This is a genomic window from Nocardioides okcheonensis, assembly GCF_020991065.1.
Taxonomy (GTDB): Bacteria; Actinomycetota; Actinomycetes; order Propionibacteriales; family Nocardioidaceae; genus Nocardioides; species Nocardioides okcheonensis.
In genome coordinates, this window is the sequence record NZ_CP087710.1 from 2,970,072 (window position 1) to 2,990,927 (window position 20,856).

General features: G+C 74.0%; 17 protein-coding genes and 2 tRNA genes. 11 read left to right on the forward strand and 8 right to left on the reverse strand.

What is annotated here, in order from left to right:
- Nucleotides 1-139: 139 nt before the first annotated feature.
- Together LN652_RS14455 and LN652_RS14460 are read right to left on the reverse strand one after the other, a co-directional pair.
- Nucleotides 140-230: transfer RNA gene (locus LN652_RS14455), tRNA-Ser, on the reverse strand.
- A 63-nt stretch (nt 231-293) separates the two neighbouring features.
- On the reverse strand, nt 294-755 hold the full coding sequence (locus tag LN652_RS14460; RefSeq protein WP_230441315.1) for a hypothetical protein: 462 nt from the start codon (nt 753-755) through the stop codon (nt 294-296).
- Nucleotides 756-839: 84 nt separating this feature from the next.
- Here LN652_RS14460 and LN652_RS14465 point away from each other — a divergent pair.
- The 3 genes from LN652_RS14465 to LN652_RS14475 all read left to right on the forward strand — a co-directional run bounded on the left by LN652_RS14465 (nt 840) and on the right by LN652_RS14475 (nt 3,188).
- A tRNA-Ser gene (locus LN652_RS14465) sits at nt 840-924 on the forward strand.
- Between the two features lies 1 nt (nt 925).
- On the forward strand, nt 926-1,798 hold the full coding sequence (locus tag LN652_RS14470) for an AAA family ATPase (RefSeq protein WP_230441316.1): 873 nt from the start codon (nt 926-928) through the stop codon (nt 1,796-1,798).
- A 7-nt stretch (nt 1,799-1,805) separates the two neighbouring features.
- Complete coding sequence (locus tag LN652_RS14475) at nt 1,806-3,188, forward strand: VWA domain-containing protein (RefSeq protein ID WP_230441317.1); 1,383 nt, start codon at nt 1,806-1,808, stop codon at nt 3,186-3,188.
- 26 nt (nt 3,189-3,214) lie between these two features.
- Here the strand turns inward: LN652_RS14475 and LN652_RS14480 are convergent, their stop codons facing one another.
- Genes LN652_RS14480 through LN652_RS14490 form a run of 3 tightly spaced genes read right to left on the reverse strand, consistent with a single transcriptional unit; the run spans nt 3,215 to nt 5,973 of the window.
- Entirely contained in the window at nt 3,215-4,558 is a 1,344-nt protein-coding gene (locus tag LN652_RS14480) for a hypothetical protein (protein WP_230441318.1), read from the reverse strand.
- A 55-nt stretch (nt 4,559-4,613) separates the two neighbouring features.
- Nucleotides 4,614-5,546, reverse strand: a complete 933-nt coding sequence (locus LN652_RS14485) for a hypothetical protein (RefSeq protein WP_230441319.1) — start codon at nt 5,544-5,546, stop codon at nt 4,614-4,616.
- Between the two features lie 4 nt (nt 5,547-5,550).
- Nucleotides 5,551-5,973 carry a hypothetical protein gene (locus LN652_RS14490; protein WP_230441320.1) on the reverse strand — a complete coding sequence of 141 codons (423 nt, stop codon included), beginning with the start codon at nt 5,971-5,973 and terminating at the stop codon, nt 5,551-5,553.
- Between the two features lie 185 nt (nt 5,974-6,158).
- Here LN652_RS14490 and LN652_RS14495 point away from each other — a divergent pair, with 185 nt between their 5' ends.
- Nucleotides 6,159-7,676: a potassium/proton antiporter gene (locus LN652_RS14495; protein ID WP_230441321.1), complete on the forward strand. Its 1,518-nt coding sequence runs from the start codon at nt 6,159-6,161 to the stop codon at nt 7,674-7,676.
- Between the two features lie 26 nt (nt 7,677-7,702).
- On the opposite strand, the gene LN652_RS14500 is transcribed toward LN652_RS14495, so the two are convergent.
- Both LN652_RS14500 and LN652_RS14505 read right to left on the reverse strand, forming a co-directional pair.
- Nucleotides 7,703-8,206, reverse strand: coding sequence for a LytR C-terminal domain-containing protein (locus LN652_RS14500; protein ID WP_230441322.1), 504 nt, complete (start codon nt 8,204-8,206; stop codon nt 7,703-7,705).
- Nucleotides 8,203-8,511, reverse strand: coding sequence for a type II toxin-antitoxin system VapB family antitoxin (locus tag LN652_RS14505; protein ID WP_230441323.1), 309 nt, complete (start codon nt 8,509-8,511; stop codon nt 8,203-8,205). The genes LN652_RS14500 and LN652_RS14505 overlap by 4 nt, the downstream gene beginning before the upstream one ends.
- A gap of 57 nt (nt 8,512-8,568) precedes the next feature.
- Between LN652_RS14505 and LN652_RS14510 the strand changes: the two genes are divergently transcribed.
- On the forward strand, nt 8,569-10,182 hold the full coding sequence (locus tag LN652_RS14510; RefSeq protein ID WP_230441324.1) for a helicase HerA-like domain-containing protein: 1,614 nt from the start codon (nt 8,569-8,571) through the stop codon (nt 10,180-10,182).
- A gap of 186 nt (nt 10,183-10,368) precedes the next feature.
- On the opposite strand, the gene eccCa is transcribed toward LN652_RS14510, so the two are convergent.
- Entirely contained in the window at nt 10,369-14,373 is a 4,005-nt protein-coding gene (eccCa, locus tag LN652_RS14515) for a type VII secretion protein EccCa (RefSeq protein WP_230441325.1), read from the reverse strand.
- Between the two features lie 117 nt (nt 14,374-14,490).
- Here eccCa and LN652_RS14520 point away from each other — a divergent pair, with 117 nt between their 5' ends.
- The 6 genes from LN652_RS14520 to LN652_RS14545 all read left to right on the forward strand — a co-directional run bounded on the left by LN652_RS14520 (nt 14,491) and on the right by LN652_RS14545 (nt 20,844).
- Nucleotides 14,491-15,870: an EsaB/YukD family protein gene (locus tag LN652_RS14520; RefSeq protein ID WP_230441326.1), complete on the forward strand. Its 1,380-nt coding sequence runs from the start codon at nt 14,491-14,493 to the stop codon at nt 15,868-15,870.
- A 142-nt stretch (nt 15,871-16,012) separates the two neighbouring features.
- Complete coding sequence (locus LN652_RS14525) at nt 16,013-16,324, forward strand: WXG100 family type VII secretion target (RefSeq protein WP_230441327.1); 312 nt, start codon at nt 16,013-16,015, stop codon at nt 16,322-16,324.
- A gap of 38 nt (nt 16,325-16,362) precedes the next feature.
- Nucleotides 16,363-16,653, forward strand: a complete 291-nt coding sequence (locus tag LN652_RS14530) for a WXG100 family type VII secretion target (RefSeq protein ID WP_211734006.1) — start codon at nt 16,363-16,365, stop codon at nt 16,651-16,653.
- Nucleotides 16,654-16,804: 151 nt separating this feature from the next.
- Nucleotides 16,805-18,187: a type VII secretion integral membrane protein EccD gene (eccD, locus tag LN652_RS14535; RefSeq protein WP_230441328.1), complete on the forward strand. Its 1,383-nt coding sequence runs from the start codon at nt 16,805-16,807 to the stop codon at nt 18,185-18,187.
- A gap of 3 nt (nt 18,188-18,190) precedes the next feature.
- Nucleotides 18,191-19,612: a type VII secretion protein EccB gene (locus tag LN652_RS14540; protein ID WP_230441329.1), complete on the forward strand. Its 1,422-nt coding sequence runs from the start codon at nt 18,191-18,193 to the stop codon at nt 19,610-19,612.
- On the forward strand, nt 19,609-20,844 hold the full coding sequence (locus LN652_RS14545; protein ID WP_230441330.1) for a S8 family serine peptidase: 1,236 nt from the start codon (nt 19,609-19,611) through the stop codon (nt 20,842-20,844). Before LN652_RS14540 ends, LN652_RS14545 begins: the two co-directional genes overlap by 4 nt.
- Nucleotides 20,845-20,856: the final 12 nt, after the last annotated feature.

The following is a 20,856-nucleotide window of genomic DNA, read 5'->3' on the forward strand; positions in this document are numbered from 1 at the left end:
GGGATGACCGTCCCATCATCCCCCAGGTCCTCGGACCCCGTCATGTCGATGCGTCTGCAGGTCTGTGCAATGCACGATCCTGCAAAACAGTGCCCGGGAATGACGATCGGCCCCCTGCGGGCAGGGGGCCGACCGGCGGCGGAGGCGGAGGGATTTGAACCCTCGATGGGGTTTTAGCCCCAAACCCGCTTAGCAGGCGGGCGCCATAGACCGGACTAGGCGACGCCTCCATGCCCGGCATGCACCGGGCGCAACGAAGGTTACAAGGCCCGGCGCCCCGGCGCCGAATCAGGTCAGAACTTGGTGAGCCCGTGTCCACGCTGGAGGTGCTGCTGGACGTCGCGCACGAACGACTCGCGGTCCACCGCGAGCATCTCGACCGGGATCGTGGTGGTCCGGCCGTCGCGCAGGCGCAGCACGACCACCGGCGCGTCCGCGACGGTGGTGGTGACCGCGTCCTCGACGTCCTTCCACCGACCCGACGCCGCGCCGACGCCCCGCACCCACTGGACCCGGTAGCCCTCGCCGGTGAACCGCGCCACCCAGCCCTTCTCGCGCCAGGCCCACCAGTTCGCCGCCAGCACCGCGACGGTGAGCGCGACGGGCACCAGCAGGAAGGCGGTGTGCAGGTCCAGCACGGCGATGGCGAGCGTGCAGACCAGGATCAGCACCGCGACCGCCACCAGGACGAGGCCGAGCAGGCGCGCCGCGACGGCGGGGGCGAGGCGGTAGACGGTGGGGGTCTCGGTCGTCACCCCCCGATTTTCCCACGGCGTCCGGCCCCGCGCCGCACGGCCCCGGTAGAGTCCGGCCACGTGCGGTGCCACGGCGCCGTACGAGGAGGGGTGCCGGAGCGGCCGATCGGAACCGCCTTGAAAGCGGTCGTAGGGAGACCTACCGCGGGTTCGAATCCCGCCCCCTCTGCGTGACGACGACCTGGTTCTCCTCCCCGGCCGACGCGACCGCCCGGCTGCGGTCCGCCGGCTACCTCACCGACGACGCGACGGCGCTCACGGCGTACCTCGCGGGCGCGCTGGAGAAGCCGCTGCTGGTGGAGGGGCCGGCCGGGGTCGGCAAGACCGAGCTCGCGAAGGCGGTCGCGCGGGCCGCGGGGGCCGAGCTGGTCCGGCTGCAGTGCTACGAGGGCCTCGACGAGGCGCGGGCGCTCTACGAGTGGAACTACAAGAAGCAGCTGCTCCGGATCCAGGCCAGCGGCGACGGGTCGTCGTGGAGCGAGACCCACGACGACATCTTCACCGAGGAGTTCCTGCTCACCCGGCCGCTGCTGGGGGCGATCCGCCGCGAGGAGCCCACCGTGCTGCTCGTCGACGAGGTCGACAAGACCGACATCGAGGTCGAGGGGCTGCTGCTCGAGGTGCTCAGCGACTTCCAGGTGACGATCCCCGAGCTCGGCACGGTCACCGCCACCCGCCGCCCGTTCGTCGTCCTCACCTCCAACGCCAGCCGCGAGCTGTCGGAGGCGGTCAAGCGGCGCTGCCTGTTCCTGCACCTCGACTACCCGTCCGCCGAGCGCGAGCGCGAGATCGTCACCAGCCAGGTCCCGGGGCTCGACGACCGGGTCGTCGCGCAGCTCGTCGACGTCGTGGTGCGCCTGCGCGAGCTCGAGCTCAAGAAGGCCCCGTCGATCGCGGAGTCCGTCGACTGGGCGCGCACGCTGGTCGCGCTGCAGGTCGGCGACCTCGACGAGGACGTCGTCGCGCGGACGCTGGGCGTCGTGCTCAAGCACGCCTCGGACCAGCAGCGGGCGCAGCGGGAGCTCAAGCTGGCGTCGAGGTGAGCGGACGGTGAGCCTGCTCGACACCCACATCGGCTTCGTGGAGGCGCTGCGCGGCGCCGGGCTGCCGGTGTCGCTGGCCGAGGGGCTCGACGCGATCGCGGCGCTGGAGCAGGTCAGCTGGCACGACCGCGAGACGGTCCGCGCCGCCTACGCCGCGACGCTGGTCAAGCGCCAGCCGCAGCGGGTCACCTTCGACGCGGTCTTCGACGTCTACTTCCCCCGGCTGGTCGGCGACGGCGCCCGCGCGGCGAGCGACGACGCGCCGGGGGACGGGGCGGACCGTTCACCGGTGCGCGACTCGGGCTCCGACCTCGCGCAGTTCCGCGAGGCGCTGGCCGAGGCGCTCGCCTCCGGGGACCCGTCCGCGCTGCAGGACCTCGCCGTCGACGCCGTCGCCCGGTTCGGCGCGATGCCCGGGCGCGGTCCCGGGCTGTCGAGCTGGTCGGCCTACACCTCGCTCCAGCGGGTCGCCCCCGCCGAGCTGGCCGACCGGCTGGTGCAGGCATTGCTGGGCCGCGGCGTCGACCCCGAGCAGGCGCGGCGGACCGCCGCGCGCCGCATCGGCGACTTCACCCGGCTGGTCGAGGGCGACGCCCGCCGCCGGATCGCGGAGGAGAAGGGGCCGGCCCACATCGTCGACGCCACCGTCCGCCCGACCATCGACCGGCTCGACTTCCTCGCCGCGCGGCGCACCGACCTCGAGGAGATGCGCCGCGAGGTCTACCCCCTCGCCCGCCGGCTGGCCGCCCGGCTGGCCAAGGAGCAGCACGCGCGGCGCCGCGGCCCGCTCGACGTACGCCGCACCGTGCGCGCCTCGATCGCGACCGGCGGCGTGCCGCTCACCACCCACCACCGGCCGCGCCGGCCGCACCGCACGGACCTGGTCGTCCTCTGCGACGTCAGCGGTTCGGTGGCGAGCTTCGCGCAGTTCACGCTGCTGCTGGTCTACGCGCTGCGCGAGGCGTTCGGCGGGGTCCGCGCCTTCACCTTCGTCGACGACGTGGTCGAGGTCACCGACCGGTTCCGGCCGGGCGCGGACGTGGTCGAGGTGATGGAGGGCCTCGCCGCGAGCACTGCCCACGCGTCGATGTGGGGGCGCACGAGCTACGGGCGGGCCCTGACCCGGTTCGCCGAGTCCCACGGCGACGCCGTCGGCCCCCGCACGTCGCTGCTGGTGCTCGGCGACGGGCGGTCCAACCACAGCGACCTCGCGCTCCCCGTGCTCGCCGACCTGGTCGGCCGCGCGCGGCACGCGTGGTGGCTCAACCCCGAGCACCCGCGGCACTGGGGGACCGGCGACAGCGCCGCGGACCGCTACGCCGAGCTGCTGCCGATGCTGGAGTGCCGCAGCCTGGCCCAGCTCGGCGAGTTCGTGCACGGCATCGCCTGACCCCGTGGAGCGGGACCCGGCGGGGCTCAGCCGACGAGGTAGCCGAGCTCCTGCATCCGGCTGATCTCGGCCCGCAGCTCCGGGTGCTCGGCGCTGTCGGCCGCCCGGGCGCCGGCGACGTAGAGGTGGGCCGCGTCCTGGCCGGCGCCGTCGAAGACCACGGTCAGCCGGTTGGGGATGGCCGCGTTGATGAGCGAGCCCAGCAGCGCGACGGGGTCGGAGCGGTCCTCGAGCGACAGCACCCGGGTGGCGTCGGGGATCCGGGGCACCTGCGCGGACGGCGCGCCCGCGGTGACGACCTGGTCGATGACGAAGCGCGACGAGCTCACCGACGCGGCGATCTCCGCGGCCAGGGTGCCGCCGGCGGCGGCGCCGACGAGCATCACGCGGGCGTCGTCGTCGTCCTCGGCGAGCGCCTTCTCGATCGCCCGGACGACCTGCGCCGCCGAGGTCGACGGGTCGGCCCCCACCAGGCGCAGCCGGCCGGAGTCGGGGCCGGACGTGCCGGGGAGGTAGGCGATGTAGCGGCCGGCGCCGACGCGCTGCACGCTGATCCGCCGGTCCTCGGCGAGGAGCGTGGTCATCAGCTCCTCCAGCGACCGCGGCGCCGACGACTCGGCCGCCGTGACCTCGGGCGCCTCCTCCTCGGTGTCGACGAACGACCCCGCCGAGTCGCGGAAGGCGGAGACCGCGTCGGTGGGGAACGGCTCGACGCCGATGGCGCGCAGGCCACCGCGCGCGGCGTGGGTGCCCCGGTCGGTGGCCAGCACGCCCGCCGTCAGCAGCGAGCGCATGTGCAGCCCGTCGAGCAGGCCGCCGCCACCGGAGAGGTGGTCCATCAGGTCGGGGTTGTTCTCCGCGAGCTCGCTGAGGTACGCGGTGACGCCCTCGCGGTCGAGCGCGTCGGTCTCGATCAGGCCGGCGCTGACGATCGCGCCGCCCAGCGCGACCTCGGGGGCGAGGTAGCCGATGGCGCGCCCGGCGATGGAGCCGAGCGTCTTGTAGGCGGCCTGCTGCAGCTCGTCGATCCAGCGGTAGGTCAGGACGGTGGCGCGGACGACGAGCGCGTCGGCGTCGAGCTCGACCGAGCGGGTCAGCAGGCCCTGCTTGCCGGTGGTCGCCGCGCGCACGTCCTCCTCGGCCTGGCCCCAGGTCGCGCGGGACAGCTCGGCGGTGTCGACGACGTCGTCGTCGGCGAGGATCTCCGCGCCGAGCCGGGCCCGGGTGCGCATCTCGCTGCCGGAGGCGTCGAAGAGGTCGGCGAGCGCCAGCATCTGCTCGTACTTGTCGGCCGCCACCGAGGCGGCCGTCGCGTGCTGGTCGGGCGGCGGCGCGTCGGCGTGGGTGCGGGGGATGTCGAGGTCGCTCATCGGGGGATACCTGTTGCGTCGGGGGTCGGGGGAGCGGGGTGGTCGCGGCGAGGGCTCACGTGGTCACCTGGGCGAGCACGGGGGCCAGCTCCGTGGCGAGGTGGTCGGGATCCACGCGACGCACGGCGACCCGCGGGCCGTCGTCGTCGTGGCGCGGCGTCAGGGAGTGCCAGCCGTCGCGCAGCAGCACCCACGACACCACGCCGACCGAGGTCGTGTCGCGGTCGGACACCTCGGCGGCGAGGATCCGCAGCCGGCCGCGCCCCTCGGTGTGGACCGCGGCGACCGCGGCGGACGCCTCGGCGTCGCCGAGCGGGTCGCCGTCACCGAGGACCGCGCCGTCGGCCTGCGACACCAGGACCGGGACCAGGTCGGAGCGCCCGGCGCGCAGCGCCTCGCCGACCGAGTCGGCCAGCGCGTAGGGGACGTCGAGGAGGGCCGGCACCTGCGAGGTCGACAGCGCCAGGTCCTCGGGCACCGACGTCACGCGGGCGAGCTCGGCGGTCCACTGGTCGACGGGGAACCACGCGAGCTCGAAGACGATGCCGTCGCAGGTCGACAGGCTGGCGACGGCGCCGTCGCTGTGACGGTGCCAGGCCTTGACCTGGGTGACGCCGGCCGCGACGTCGATGTCGAGGGCCAGCTGGGGCGTGGCGAGCAGGCCGACCGCGCCGACGAGGCCGGCGTCGGGACCCGCGTCGCCCAGCAGGCCGCGGCGGCGGAGCGTGTCGTGGGGCTCGTGGAGCGACGCCAGCGCCTCGGCGTAGGCGTTGTCCTCCACCGACCCGCGGCTCTGGCCGAGCCGACCCGACAGCGAGCCGGCCCCGTGGGAGCCGGGGTCGGCCGGGGTGAGGTCGAACGGGAGCGGGGCGCCGCCGGCGAGGTCGGCGACCGCCCGCAGCTCGGGCAGCGTGAGGGCCAGCCGCCGGGCCATCGCGTCGAGGAAGCTCGCGGGCGGTGCGGGTGGCGTGGTCAGGTCGATGGTCACCATGTCAGAGTCCCGGGAGCTCGACGGTCAGCCAGTCCTGGTGGCCGGCCGGGGGTGGGTCGAAGGCGAGGAGCACGGCGTCGGAGGCGTCGGGCTCGGTGCCGGGCGCGGCCTCGGACGCACGGGTGCGGGCGTCCTCGAGGAGGGCGTGGGCCTTGTGCGAGCGGACCTCGATCGCCTCCTTGAGGGCGTCGACCTCGAGGAGGTGCCGGCCGAGCGACTCGGCGGCGGTCTCGTGCTGGGTGGCCGCGGCGCGGAGGTGGGCGGCGCGCTCCTTGACCCGCTCACGCATCGCGTCGGCGGCCTTGCCACGCCACGGGACCGCCTCGGCCTGTGACACCAGGCGGGCGGCGAGCGCCCGGACGTCACCGCTCTGCTCGCGCAGCTGGGCCACGCGCCTGCGTCCGGCGGCTGTGTCGCCGTACATCGATCACACCCTTTCGTCGGTGGACGCCTACCCGTCCGGGCGGGCTCCCAAACGTCGTCCCGAGGGGGACGATTCTCGCCGACCCGGCGTCGGCGTCCCACCGCACCCGTCGGGGGCCGAGGGGCGCCCGCGGGCCGATAGGATCGTGCCCACGACCAGTCCACCGGCGATGGCACGAGGTGTCCGTGACGTTCGACGTCCACCAGCTCGACGCGTTCGTGCTGGTCGGTGCGGTCGTGACGCTGTCGGCGATCCTCGCCGTGCGGGTCTCGGCGGTCGCCGGGCTCCCGTCGCTGCTGATCTACCTGCTGATCGGCGTGTTCCTCGGCGAGGGCGGGCCGTTCGCGATCCCGTTCGACGACGCCCAGCTGGCCCATGCGCTCGGGTTCGGCGCGCTGGCGATCATCCTCGCCGAGGGCGGTCTGACGACCGACTGGCGCGAGATGCGTCCCAGCATCCGCCTCGGCGTCTCGCTCGCGACGATCGGGGTCGCGGTGTCGGTCGCGGTCGTCGCGGTCGGCGCCCACCTGCTGCTCGGCCTGCCGTGGGAGCTGGCGATCCTGCTCGGGGCGATCTGCTCGCCCACCGACGCCGCCGCGGTCTTCTCGGTCCTCCGGGTCGTGCCGCTGCCCAAGCGGCTCACCGGGGCGCTCGAGGCCGAGTCGGGCCTGAACGACGCCCCGACGGTCGTCCTGGTCGGCGTGATCTCCACCGGCGCGGCCGGGGAGGCCGGCCTGCTCGGGGTGGCCGGCACCATCGTCTTCGAGCTCGTGGCCGGCGGCCTGATCGGCGTGGTCTGCGGCGTCGCCGGCGCCTGGCTGATGCGCCGGGTCGCCCTGCCGTCCTCGGGCCTCTACCCCCTGGCCGTGATGAGCCTGGCCTTCACCGCCTACGGCGCCGCCGCGGGCGTCCACGCCTCCGGGTTCGCCGCGATCTACGTCGCGGCGCTGATCCTCGGCAACAGCGAGCTCCCGCACCGGGTCGCGACCAAGTCGTTCGCCGAGGGCGTGGCCTGGCTCGCCCAGATCGGCCTGTTCGTGATGCTCGGCCTGCTCCTGTCCCCGGGCCGGATCGACCTCACCACCGTCGTGCAGGCACTCGTGACCGGCCTGGTGCTCACCTTCGTGGCCCGACCGCTGTCGGTCGTCGTGAGCAGCGTGGTGCAGCGCATGGGCGTGCGCGACCTGGCCTTCATCTCGTGGGCCGGGCTGCGCGGGGCCGTCCCGATCGTGCTCGCCACCATCCCGCTGGCGGAGGGCGTGGACGGCGCCGACGACCTGTTCGACATCGTGTTCGTGATGGTCGTGGTCTACACGCTCCTGACCGGTCCCACGCTGCCCGCGGTCGCGCGTTGGCTGCGGGTCGCCCGGCGCTCGGAGCCGCGCGGGCTCGACGTCGAGGCCGCCCCGCTCGAGCGGGTGGCCGCCGACCTGCTGCAGGTGACGATCGCCCCGACGTCGAAGATGCACGGGGTCGAGGTCGGCGAGCTGCGGCTGCCGGCCGGCGCGTCGGTCTCGCTGGTGATCCGCTCCGACGAGGTGCTGGTGCCGGAACGGCGCACGGTCCTGCGCTCGGGCGACGACCTGGTCGTCGTCACCCCCCGCAAGCAGCGCGAGGCCACCGAGGCGCGGCTGCGCCAGGTCTCGCAGCACGGCCGACTCGCCCGGTGGGCCGGGGAGCTGCGCCCGTTCGAGGGCGACTGAGCGAGGTCAGGCGGGGCCGGCGTCGGTCACTCGGCGCCGGTCGCCCGGCAGTAGGTGGCGGGAGCCTCCGCGACGACCGACTCGACCTGCTTGGTGCGCAGCGCCTTGAACTTCTCGCCGACCACGACGACCACGCCGTCGCCGAGCGCGTCGCCCGGCACGACCTTCGCCTTCTTGAACTGCTGGCGCACCAACTGGACGGCCGGGTTGGTGGCGTCGTCGGCCCAGATCTGGGTGGTGGCGGCCGGCTTCGGGGAGTCGCCGACGCCGCCCGCGACGAAGCCGCGCTCGACGAGCTCGGCGCTCGTCGACCCGGCGAGGCCGCTGCGCCCGCTGCCGTTGTAGACGCTCACCACGACCTGGTCGCGGCGGACCTCGGCCCCGGCGTCGACGGAGGTGTCCTCGCAGATCGCGACGGGCTCGTCCTCGGGGAACGGCTCGGTGAACGCGGCCCACCCCCAGAGCGCGCCGACGAGCACGAGCAGCGCGAGCACGGCGAGGGTCAGCGCCGAGCGCAGCCCGGCGCTCATCCGGTCGCTCCCGCGTCGGCGTGGTGCACGCGGGCGTGCAGCACGCTGCGCTGCTGCAGGGCGGCGCGCAGCGCGCGGTGGAGGCCGTCCTCGAGGTAGAGGTCGCCGCGCCACGACACCACGTGCGCGAACAGGTCGCCGTAGAAGGTCGAGTCCTCGTCGAGGAGCGCGTCGAGCTGCAGCGTGTCCTTGGTGGTCACCAGCTCGTCGAGGCGGACCTGCCGCGGCGGCAGGTCAGCCCAGGCGCGGGAGGTCAGCCCGTGGTCGGGGTAGGGCCGGCCGACGCCCACCCGCTTGAAGATCACGCGAGCGATCATAACGACGCCCTCGTCGGGCCCGCCGCCGCTGACTAGGCTCGCGCCATGACGGAGACCCCCGAGGCCACGCCCGCCCCCTCCGGGAGCACGCCCGGCGCCACCGACCCGATCTCCGAGGCGGTCGCGGCGGGCTACCGCTTCGACGGCCCGGCGCTCGAGCTGGGCGGGCTGATGCTCGACGCCGAGACGCTGGGCGACGCCCGGATCCGGATCCCGCTCGCCATGCTCAACCGGCACGGTCTGGTCGCCGGCGCCACCGGCACCGGCAAGACCAAGACCCTCCAGCTGCTCGCCGAGCAGCTCAGCGCCCAGGGCGTCCCGGTGTTCGCCGCCGACATCAAGGGCGACCTGTCGGGCCTGGGCGTGGCGGGCGAGCCGAGCGACAAGCTCTCCGCCCGCACCGCGAGCGTCGGACAGGAGTGGACCGCCACCGCGTTCCCCACCGAGCTCTACGCGATCGGCGGCCAGGGCACCGGCGTACCGGTCCGGGTGACGATGAGCGCCTTCGGCCCGACGCTGCTGGCCAAGGTCCTCGACCTCAACGAGACCCAGGAGTCCTCGCTGGGCCTGGTCTTCTACTACTGCGACTCCCACGGGCTGCCGCTGCTCGACCTCGCCGACCTGCGCGCGGTCCTGCAGTACCTCACCGCCGACGCCGCCGGGAAGGCCGAGCTCAAGACGATCGGCGGGCTGTCTCCCCAGACCGCCGGCGTCATCCTGCGCGAGCTGGTGGCGTTCGAGGCGCAGGGCGCCGACGTGTTCTTCGGGGAGCCGGAGTTCGACACCAAGGACTTCCTGCGCACCACCGAGGACGGCCGCGGCATCATCAGCCTGCTGGAGCTGCCGAACCTGCAGGACCGTCCTGCGCTGTTCTCGACCTTCCTCATGTGGCTGCTCGCGGACCTCTTCCACGACCTGCCGGAGGAGGGTGACCTCGACAAGCCCAAGCTGGTCTTCTTCTTCGACGAGGCGCACCTGCTCTTCCACGACGCCTCCGACGCCTTCCTCGACCAGGTCGCCCAGACCGTCCGCCTGATCCGCTCGAAGGGCGTCGGCGTCTTCTTCGTGACCCAGTCGCCGACCGACGTCCCCGACGACGTGCTCGCCCAGCTCGGCTCGCGCGTGCAGCACCAGCTCCGCGCGCACACCCCCAACGACGCCAAGGCGCTGAAGGCGACCGTCAACACCTATCCCACGAGCGGCTACGACGACCTCGCCCAGGTCCTCACCAGCCTGGGCATCGGCGAGGCCGTGGTCACCGTGATGAACGAGCGCGGTGCGCCCACCCCGGTCGCCTGGACCCGCCTGCGCGCCCCCGAGTCGCTGATGGACGCCGCCCCGGCCGAGGCGATGGCCGCCGCGGTCGCCGCCTCGCCCCTCACCCCGAAGTACGCCGAGGCGATCGACCGCGAGTCGGCCCGCGAGCTGCTCGCGAAGAAGCTCGAGGAGGGCGCGCGCAAGGCGGCCGAGGACGCCCGGGTGCAGGAGATGGCCCGCGAGCAGAAGAACGAGCGGGTCACCACCGCCTCGCGGAAGAAGGCCGCGAAGGAGCAGGACTCGATGGTCGAGACGGTCGTGAAGTCGACCGCCTTCAAGGACTTCATGCGGACCGCCGCCCGCGAGATCGCGCGCGGGATGTTCAAGAGCGGCCGGCGGTAGGGCGCCAGCCGCCAGCCCGGGGAGCGGTGGCCCACCCACATTCCTGGCGCTGAAAGTGTGGCTCACGCACCGCCCGCCGGCGTGTCGGCGTACGACGCGCGCTCGAGCGGTGGCCCACCCACATTGCTGGCGCTGGAAGTGTGGCTCACGCACCGCCCGGCAGGGAGCGGGCGGCCCGCGGGCGGATCACATCGTCGGGTCGAGCCAGGCGAGCTGGGCGGTCTGGGTGCCGCCGTCGCGGGTGACGACGCGGGCGCGGCCCTCGGGGGCAGGCTGCGGACGCAGGTTGCCGATCAGCACGCCCTCGTCGCGCGGGCCCGAGAGCATGACGCCCGGCATCGCGAGGTCGCGCAGCGACTGGATGACCGGCTCGTAGAGCGCGCGCGACGCGCCACCGGTGCGGCGGGCGACCACGACGTGCAGGCCGACGTCGCGCGCCTGCGCCATCAGCGGCTGGAGCGACGACACGGGTGAGGACTGCGCGGTCGCGACGAGGTCGTAGTCGTCGACGACCACGAACACCTCGGCGCCGGACCACCACGACCGGTTGCGCAGCTGCTCGGGCGTCACGTCGGGCCCGGGGATCCGGCCCTCGAGGTAGCTCGCGATGTCCTTGAGCGTGGGCGTCGCCTGCGTCGCGGACGTCAGGTAGTTGAGGAGGTACTCGTCGGGCACCTCGCCGAGCATCGAGCGGCGGTAGTCGACGAGGACGATCTGCGCCTCCTTGGGCGTCCGGGTCCGCATCACCTCGTGGACGTACGCCCGCAGCAGCGCGCTCTTGCCGGACTGGCCGTCGCCGAAGACCAGCATGTGCGGCTCGGCGTCGACGTCGAGGCCGACCGGCGCGAGCTCCTTCTCGTTGATGCCGAGCAGGAGGTGCCGGGTCGGCAGCTGGCGGCGGACGGCGTCCTCGCGGATCGCCTCGAGGGTGACCTTCTCGGGCAGCAGGCGCAGCTTCGGGCCCTGCGGGCCGGTCCAGGCCGCGGCCACCTTGTCGATCAGGTCGTCGACGCCGTCGCCGAGGCTGTCGGGGTCGCCCTTGGCGTCGATGCGCGGCAGCGCGCCGAGGAAGTGCAGCTTCGACGGCACCAGGCCGCGGCCGGGACGCCCGACCGGCACCAGCGCCGCGACCTTGCGGTCGACCTCGGAGTCGAGCGGGTCACCGAGCCGCAGCTCGAGCTTGGAGCCGAAGACGTCGCGCATCGCGGCGCGGAAGTCCGCCCAGCGGGTCGAGGCGGTCACGATGTGGAGGCCGAAGGTCAGGCCGCGCGCGGCGAGCTGCTGGATCTCCATCTCGAGGTCGTCGAACTCCGCGCGCAGCGTGCTCCATCCGTCGATCACCAGGAAGACGTCGCCCCACCCGTCGTCGGCGCGGCCCTGGGCGCGACGCGACCGGTAGGTCTCGATCGAGTCGATGCCGTTCTGGCGGAAGTACGCCTCGCGGCGGTCGACGATGCCCTCGACCTCCGCCATCACGCGGCGCACGACGTCGGGCTCGGAGCGGGTCGCGACGCCGGACACGTGCGGCAGGCGGGTCAGCGGCGCGAACGTGCCGCCGCCGAAGTCGAGGACGAAGAACTGCGACTCCAGCGGCGTGGTCACCAGCGCCATGCTGGTCACGATGGAGCGCAGCAGGGTGCTCTTGCCCGACCGGGGACCGCCGACGACGGCCACGTGGCCGGCGGCGCCGGTGAGGTTGAGCGTCATCGTGTCGCGGCGCTGCTCGCGCGGGCGGTCGACGGTGCCGAGCGGGATGACCAGGCCCGGCACGGAGCGCCACTGCGGCGAGGTGAGGCCGAGGTCGGGGTGCTCGACGAGGTCGGGCATGAGCTCGTCGAGGGTGTCGGGCACGTCGAGCGGCGGCAGCCAGACCTGATGGGCCTCCGGGCCCTGGCCGATCATCCGCTCCACGGCGATGTCGAGCAGCGACGGCTGCTCGCCCTGCTGTTGGACGGCCTGGGTCGGCGCGGGCGCCTCCTCGTCGTCGCGCAGCGGCTCGAGGGACTGCACCTCGGAGATCGTGAACGGGAGGATGCCGCGGATGACGCCGCCCTCGTCGCGGGCGACGCGGGTGCGGTTCGACGGCGGTCCGGAGACGTACGCCGCCTTGAACCGCAGCAGCGTCGACTGGTCGGGCTTGAGGTAGCCGAGGCCGGGGACGGCGGGCAGCTCGTAGGCGTCCGGGACGCCGAGGACCGCGCGGGACTCGCCGGCGGAGAAGGTGCGCAGGCCGACCCGGTAGGACAGGTGGGACTCCAGGCCGCGCAGCCGGCCCTCCTCCAGGCGCTGGGAGGCGAGCAGCAGGTGCAGTCCGAGCGAGCGGCCGAGGCGGCCGATCGCGACGAACAGGTCGATGAACTCCGGCTTGGCCGACAGCATCTCGGAGAACTCGTCGACGACGATGAAGAGCGACGGCATCGGCTCGAGCGGCTCGCCGTTGGCGCGGGCCTTCTCGTAGTCGCGGACCGAGGCGTAGTTGCCGGCGTCGCGCAGCAGCTCCTGGCGGCGCGTCATCTCGCCCGACAGGGCGTCCTGCATGCGGTCGACGAGGGTGAGCTCGTTGGCGAGGTTGGTGATGACGGCCGACACGTGCGGCATGTCGGCCATGCCGGCGAAGGTCGCGCCGCCCTTGAAGTCGACGAGCACCAGGTTGAGCTGCTCGGACGAGTGCGTCATCACCAGGCCGAGGACGAGCGTGCGGAGGAACTCCGACTTGCCGGAGCCCGTCGCGCCGATCACCAGGCCGTGCGGGCCCATGCCCTGCTGGGCGGACTCCTTGATGTCGAGGTGGATCAGGCCGCCGGAGTCGCCGATGCCGATCGGGACGCGCAGCCGGTCGCGGGCCGGTCGTGGCCGCCACGCGGTGGCCGGGTCGTAGGCGAAGATGTCGCCGAGGCCGAGCAGCTCCATGTGGTCGGGCGTGGTCGAGGTGATGTCGACGGTGCCGCCGGACGACGACGCCTCGGCGCTGGCGGTCTTGAGCGGCGCGATCCGGCGGGCGAACGCCTCCGCGGTCGCGAGGTCGCACTGGTCGGCGAGCGCCTTGACCGGCTCGCCGCGCAGCCGCAGCGCGCGCACCGGGCGCTTGCCGAGCTCGTCGGGCCCGTCGACGAACTCCAGGCGCAGCCGGGTGGCGTCCTCGAGCTCGTCCCAGCGGCTGGGGAGGTCGAGGAGGGTGACGCCGTGCAGGCCGTCGGGCGGGACGATGTGGTTGCCGGGCGGCAGGTGGCCGCCGTCGATGACCAGCAGGATGTGCGGCGTGGCGGCGCGCTCGTCGGCGCCGAAGCGGGGGCGGTCGCTGAGGTCGGGCGGCAGCAGCGCACCGAGGTCGTCGAGCGACGTCGACACCAGGCGCATCGGCCCGACCGCGTCGGACTCGCGCTGGCTCTGGGCGTGGGGGAGCCACTTGACCCAGTCCCAGTGGGTGAGGTTCTGCTCCGAGGACAGCACGGCGACGACCAGCTGGTCGGGGTTCTGGAACGCGGTGGCCGAGCAGATCATCGCGCGGGCGGTCGAGCGGACCTCCTCGGCGTCGCCGCACAGCTCGATCCGGTCGAACGCGCGCAGGTCGATCGACGCCGGCAGGTTCGGCTGCAGCCGGTGCACCACGAGCAGCCGGTGGAGCGCGGAGGCCGCGGCCGGGTCGACCTGGTCGACCGGCGCGCTCTCCGGCGGCACCAGCTCCAGCGAGAGCGGCTGCGCGCACAGGCCGTAGCGCACGTGCAGGAAGTTGTCGTCGGAGGCGGTGTGCTCCCACAGGCGGGTGCGGTCCTCGGCGAGCGAGGGGAGCGCCTCGGGCTCGGGGTGGTGCCAGTTGAGGGCGCGACGCTGCTGGTCGGCGGCCTCGCGGGCCACCTTGCGGATGTTGCTGAGGTAGCGGAGGTACTCGGTGCGCGAGCCCGTGACCTGCTGCGCGCGCTGCTTCCGCTGCCGGTCGATCTGCACGATGATGAAGCCGAGGGTGGCGAAGAGGAACATGCCGGCGGCCAGGAAGCTGCGGCTCTTGTTCGCCCCGCCCATCGTCGCCACGAGCACGATCGAGCCGAGGCTGCCGAGCATCGGGATGGCGTTCATCAGCACGCCGCCGGCGCCCTCGCCCTCCTGGAGCTCAGGCGGGGGCTGCAGGACGATCTGCCCGCCCGGCATCTCCGGCTCGTCGAGCCGCTGCCCGCCACGCAATGTCGTGCTCAACTCGTCCCCCAGTGCCCAGCCCGATGAAGTCGCGACGATGATAGGTGTGCTCCTGCACCCGCGCGACTACCCTGCTGCGCAGAAGCGCCCGTCCCGATGCACGCGAAGGGGGAATCCGTGTCGGACGTCGCGATGTCCAGCCCTGCTGACGCGACCATCGCCGTGAGCGTGCACGGCACGGCCGGCGTGCTCGACCTCGTCGTGCCGTCCGGCGCGACCTCCGTCGACGTCGCCCGCGAGTACGCCCGGCAGGCCGCGGAGACGGGGGAGGCCACCGGCATACCCCTGTTGCAGACCGCGCTCGGCGAGCGGCTCAACGCCTCCGTGGCCCTGCGCGACGCCGGGGTGCGCTCCGGTGACGTGCTGGTCGCCACGACCGGCGTCCACCGCCCGCGCCGGGCGACCCTGCTGGAGAAGGCCAAGAACGCGCCCGAGACCCCGGAGCTCGCGGCGACGATCGCCGCGCTCGCCGCCGGGGCGGCCGCGCTCGCCGGGTGGTACGCCGCCGGCGCCGGCGACGACACCGCGCGCACCGTCGCCGTCGGGGTGCTGCTCGGCTGCGCGCTGGCCGGGGTGCTCCCGCTCGGCCGCCACGTGCAGCAGCGGGCGGCCGCGGCTCCCGCCTTCGCGGCCGCGGCGGGCTTCGCCGCGCTCTACGAGCCCGGCGCCCACCTGCTCCCCGCGATCCTCGGGGCATCGGCGATGGCAGCGGCGGTCGTCGCCGGCATCGGCCGGGCCCTCGGCTCCGGCGCCGAGGAGGTCGCCACGGTCTGGATCGTCACGGGGCTCACCGTCTTCGCCTGCTGCGGCGTGACCGCTCTGCTCGGCTGGGACGCCCGCGTGGCGTGGACCCTCCTGCTGTTCCTGTCGATGATGGCCGCCCGGTTCGCACCGTCGCTGGCCGTCGACGTCCCCGACGAGGCGCTGCTCGACCTCGACCGGCTCGCCGTGACCGCCTGGTCGGCCCGCGACAGCGGCCGCGCCGGCCGGCGCGGGCGGATCGTCGTCGGCGCCGACGCGATGGAGCGCCTGGTCCGGCGGGCCTCGCGCATCGTCACCGGCGCGTCGGTCGCGATCCTCGTCGTGGTGTCGGTCGCGAGCCCGCTGCTGCTGCACCGCGCCACCATCGACCTCGACCGGATCGGCGCGCGCTGCCTGGTGCTGTTCGCGGGCCTGTCGCTGCTGCTGGCCGCGCGCTCGTACCGCCACGTCGCCGCCCGCAACCTGCTGCGCCTCGCCGGCCTCGCCGCCCTCGCGTGGCTGGCCGCGTTCCTGGCCGTCGGACCGGGCGCCGACCAGCTCGGCACGGTCGTCTACGCAGCCGTCGCCCTGGGGGCGGTGGCGCTCGCCGCAGCCGTCGCCACCGGGCGCGGCTGGCGCTCGGTCTGGTGGTCGCGCCGTGCCGAGGTCGCCGAGTCCCTGTGCGGCAGCCTCGCCTTCGCCGCGGCGGTCGTCGCGGCCGGCGTCTTCCGCAGGCTGTGGGAATTGACGTCGTGATGTTTAGGCCCGATCCGCTCGGGTAGATGCCACGTCAGCGCGGGGGGTCGGGACGTCTCCCCGGGCACCGGATCACCACCAGTGCACCACCAACACACACAGAATCTCGGTCGGTCCGACCGCCGAGGGACAAGGATCTTCCATGAGCGAGATGTACGGCCAGACAGAGAAGGCGCTCTCCAAGGCGGCCGACTACGTCGACCAGGCCCGCGGCGACGTGAAGAACAAGTGCGGCGTCCTGTCCGGCAACATCCAGACGATGATGGGTGGATGGGGCGGCCAGGGTGCCACCGCGTTCAACAACCTCATGATCGCGTGGGACCAGAAGCAGGAGACCATCCTCAAGGCCCTCGACCAGCTCGCCGCGTCGATGAAGGAGACCGAGCGCGACAACGTCTCGACCGACGAGAGCCAGTCCTCCGCCCACGCCAACCTCCAGGGCCGTCTCGGCTGACCGGCCGACACCGACTCGCACAGATCTAGGAGATCGACATGACTTTCGACGGAATCAAGGTCCAGCACGGCAGCCTCGACGCCGGTGCGGCCGACGTGATGAAGGCGGCCAAGGACATCGAGTCCCGCCTCGACCAGCTCGAGAACGAGCTCAACCCGCTGAAGAGCGACTGGAACGGTAACGCCAAGATGGCCTACGACCAGGCCAAGGCGAAGTGGGACCAGGCGATGCAGGAGATGACCCTGCTGCTCCAGCAGGCCAGCCAGGGCGTCGACGCGTCCAACCAGGAGTACAAGGCGGCCGACGCGCGCGGCGCCAACCGCTTCTGAGCACCACCCGTCCGTCCGAGGCCGGTCGTCCCTCCGGGGACGTCCGGCCTCGGGCCATTTTCGGCGGGGCGAGATGGCCTAGGCTGCTCCGCGTTCGGTGCGCCGACCGCGCGGGCGGACGCAGCACAAGCACTGTCAGGGGGAAACACCAATGAGTCAGGGGTCCTCGGTCACCTCGGGCCTGGTCCGGGTGACCATCGCCTCGGGGTCCAGGCGCGTCGATCTCGTGCTGCCCGGCTCCATCCCGGTCGCCGAGCTCGTGCCGGAGCTGGCCCGGTCGGTGGGGCTGCTCGACGCCTCGACCGTCTACGGCGGCTACCGGCTGGTCACGCAGGAGGGCCGGGTGCTGGCCAACAACGCCGGCCTGACGATGCAGGGCATCGAGGATGGCGGCCTGCTCATGGTCAGCGCCGGCGTCGACGACCCCGCCCCCCGCGTCTACGACGACGTGGTCGAGGCGATGGCCGACGTCGTGGAGAACGAGCTGAAGCCCTGGGAGCCCGCCGCCGGACGGCGTACGGCACTGGGCGCGGGCAGCATCCTGCTCGGCCTCGGCGCGCTCGCGCTGCTGCTGCAGGGCGAGAGCCTGCTCGGCGGCGTCGTCGCGGCGGTCATCGCCGCGCTGCTCGTGGTGGGCGGCGTCGTCCTCGACCGCGCCCAGCAGGAGCCCGAGGCGGGCGTGGCGGTCTCGCTGCTCGCCGCGCTCTACGCCGCGGTCGCCGGGCTGCTGCTCGCGCCGGGCGACCTCCCCGCCTGGGCCTGGCCGCTGGAGGAGGAGTTCTTCACCCAGCCGATGCTCTTCGCCGGTCTCGGCACCCTCGCCGTCGGGCTGGTCGCGGTCGTCGGCCTCCAGCGCGGCCGCGCGCTCGTCATCCCCGCGATCGTGGTGGGTGCGGTGCTGCTGGCCAGCGCCCTGCTGATCCGGGTGACGTCGTTCGAGCCCGGAGCGGTCCTCACCGTGCTGCTCACCCTCGTCGTGCTCGCCGGCAGCGTCTTCCCGTGGCTGGCGCTCGGCGTGACCGGCACCAAGGTCGACCAGCTCTACTCGCTGCACGACATCACCGCCGACCCCGAGGACATCGATCCCGACGAGGTCGCCGACGACGCGCGGGTGGGCCACGAGATCCTGCTCGCGGTCTCCGCCACGGTCGGCACCCTGCTGGTGCTGCTCGCGCCGTTCGCCGTCGACCGGGGCGTCGCCGGCACGGTCCTGGCTGCCGTGTGCTGCCTCGCCGTCATGTTCCGCACCCGGCAGTACCGCACCGGCTCCGAGGTCCTCGCCGGCCTCACCTCCGGGATCCTCGGCCTGGTCTCGGTCGCGGTGTCGATGCTGCTCATCCACGACGGCTGGCGCGCCGGCGCCGCGATCGGCCTCGCCGGCATCGGCGCCGTCCTGCTCGCGCTGACCCTCGTCCCCGCGTCCGCCTCGGTGCGGCGCGGCCGGATGGGCGACGTCGTCGAGACCCTCACGCTGCTCGCCCTGCTGCCGCTGATGGTGCTGGCCGCGGGCCTCGTCTCCGCCGTGGCGGGCTGATCCGTGGCGACCAAGAAGGACCTCGTCGAGGCGCACGCCTTCAGCCGTCGCCGACTGGTGACCGCCTTCGTCTCGGGTGCCCCGGGCGGGCGTGAGGTGGAGCCGGTCCGCCCCGGCCGCGTGCTGATCGGCGGCGTCGCGCTGTCGGTGCTGCTGCTCGCCGGAGCGGCGATCGCCGGCTTCCTGCTCGGCCGCCCGCCGGCGCAGTGGCTCGACAAGGGCAGCTTCGTGATCTCGAAGGACACCGGCGAGCAGTACGTCGTGCTCCGGGGTGGCGACGACCCGGAGCTCCAGCGGGTCCCCAACTACGTCTCCGCCCAGCTGCTGCTCGGCGACGCCGAGCTGACGCCCTACACGGTGCGCGACAAGTACATCCGCGGCGTCCCGCTCGGCCCCGACCTCGGCATCGAGGGCGCCCCCGCCGGGCTGCCCGCGGCCGAGGACCTCGTCGACGACGGGTGGACCGCCTGCACGGCGGCCGACACCGGCATCCAGCTCGCCGTGCAGTCCCGGCCCGGGGTGGAGGACCTCGCCGGGTCGGCGTTCCTCGTCTCCTCCGACGGCGAGCAGTGGCTGATCGCCACCCAGCCCCCGGTCGGCACCGACCGCGGCCAGGCCTTCCGCTTCCCGATGCCGGCCGACGCCACGCAGGCCTCGACCCTCGGCGTCGCGCTCGGCTTCGGCGCCACGCCGGTCGAGGTCGACCCGGACTGGCTCAACCTCTTCCCGCCGGGCGACCCGCTGGAGGCGGCCTCCTTCGGCGTCGACGCCACCGGCCAGCCGGTCACCTACTCCGGCGGCGACGTCGACCTGTCCGCCTACAGCATCGGTGACCTGCTGGTCACGACCGCGGGCGACTTCTTCCTCCTCGGCGACGAGGGCCCCCAGCAGCTCAGCCCGTTCGCCGGTCTGCTCTACGGCATCGTCGGCGGCCAGGCGTCGGAGATCCCGGGCCGGCCGTCGGCCCAGTTCGACGACCCGGACACCCCGCCCGAGTGGCCCGGCAGCGTGCCGACCGCCGTCGGCACCGGCGCCCTCTGCGCGGTGCTGCACCCCGAGGTCGGCCAGGAGCCCGAGGTCACCCTGGCGACCAACCCGACCGGCGCGGCCGACCCGAGCGGCATCGACCGCGGCAGCCACGAGGTCGACGTCGACCCGAGCGGTGGCGCGTACGTCCTGTCCGGAGCGGGCGAGGGCGCCGACGACGGCACCCGCTACGTCATCGACACGAAGGGCTCGAAGTACGCGCTGGTCGGCTCGGCCGTCCCGGGCTACATCGGCTACGGCGACGTCCAGCCGCCGCAGGTCTGGAGCGCGTGGCTCGGGTTCTTCGACCCCGGCGTCTCGCTGTCGACCAACAAGGCGCGCCGGCTGCCGGAGGACGCCCCGCCGCCGGACGACGCGTCCGCGGACGGAGGGTCGTGACCCGCGCCCGCCTGCGCACGGCGCTCGCGGCCGGGGTGGTGGCCGCTACGGTGCCCGCCTGGGCGTCACCGGCCCGTGCGGCCGAGGAGACGGCGCCGTGCTCGTCCGAGGAGATCCCCGGGTCCGAGCAGCTCGCCGACACCAAGGCCAAGGACAACCCCGTCTTCGACCGGATGCGCGTCGAGGACGCCCAGCGCCTCGCCACCGGCCGCGGCGCGAAGGTCGCGGTCATCGACAGCGGCGTACGCCCTCTCGAGGGGCTCGCGGCCACCGAGCTCGGCCCGGTCGCGGGCGCCTCGGGCGCGATCCTGTCCGGCCACGGCACCATCGTCGCCGGCCTCGTCGCGGGCCCGCGCGGCGTGGCGCCCGACGCGCAGGTCTTCAGCGTGAAGGTCTACGACAAGGAGACGGCCGACCCCACCCAGGGGGAGAAGGCGCTCACGTCCGGAGGGGTCGTCGCCGGCATCGAGGCGGTCCTCGCCGCCGACCGCCGCGAGGACTTCGACGTCGTCACCATCTCGCTCGCCGTCGACCAGGCCGACCCCGCCCTCGAGGCCGCGGTCGCCCGGCTCGTCGCCACCGGCGCCGTCGTGGTCGCGGCGTCCGGCAACCGCGAGCCGGAGGGACCGCAGGACGCCCCCGGCTTCGACGGCACCGAGGGCAACGACGCCTCCGTGTTCCCGGCCGACTACCCGGGCGTGCTCGCGGTCAGCGCCGTGCCGCCGGAGGGCGCCGACCCGGTGACCTACGTGCTGCCCAACCTCGACACCGACGTTGCGGCCCCCACCGTGGGGGCGATCTCCTACAACGCGACCGGCCAGGTCTGCGCGACCACCGACGTCGCGACCTCCTGGGCGGCGGCCGAGGTCAGTGGCGTCCTGGCGCTGCTGCGCGAGCGGTTCCCGAGGGAGACCGCGGCCCAGCTCGTCGCCCGCCTCGAGGCCACCACGGAGGGGGCCGGCCTCACCACCGACCCGGACGTCCGCGACCCGTGGACCGGTTCCGGGGTGGTGCAGGCCTACGACGCCCTCACCCGCGAGCTGCGGCCGGGCCGGCAGGGCAAGGTGGAGACGACCCGACGCGCGCTGAGCCCCGACGCGCAGGCGCCGCCGGCCCCGGAGCCGGTCGACCTGTTCAGCACGCCCCGCGCGATGCTGCTGTGGTCCGGCCTCGGCGCCGGCTCGCTGCTGGCCCTGGCCGTCATGCTGCGACCGCTGCTGCGGCGCCGGTGACCGCTCCGCTGG

What these genes read in the sequence shown, in the direction of transcription:
- LN652_RS14525 (WP_230441327.1), top strand. Translation starts at nt 16,013, where the DNA reads ATGAGCGAGATGTACGGCCAGACAGAGAAGGCGCTCTCCAAGGCGGCC.
- LN652_RS14510 (WP_230441324.1), top strand. Translation starts at nt 8,569, where the DNA reads ATGACGGAGACCCCCGAGGCCACGCCCGCCCCCTCCGGGAGCACGCCC.
- LN652_RS14530 (WP_211734006.1), top strand. Translation starts at nt 16,363, where the DNA reads ATGACTTTCGACGGAATCAAGGTCCAGCACGGCAGCCTCGACGCCGGT.
- LN652_RS14490 (WP_230441320.1), bottom strand. Translation starts at nt 5,973, where the DNA reads ATGTACGGCGACACAGCCGCCGGACGCAGGCGCGTGGCCCAGCTGCGC.
- LN652_RS14500 (WP_230441322.1), bottom strand. Translation starts at nt 8,206, where the DNA reads ATGAGCGCCGGGCTGCGCTCGGCGCTGACCCTCGCCGTGCTCGCGCTG.
- eccD (WP_230441328.1), top strand. Translation starts at nt 16,805, where the DNA reads ATGAGTCAGGGGTCCTCGGTCACCTCGGGCCTGGTCCGGGTGACCATC.
- LN652_RS14480 (WP_230441318.1), bottom strand. Translation starts at nt 4,558, where the DNA reads ATGAGCGACCTCGACATCCCCCGCACCCACGCCGACGCGCCGCCGCCC.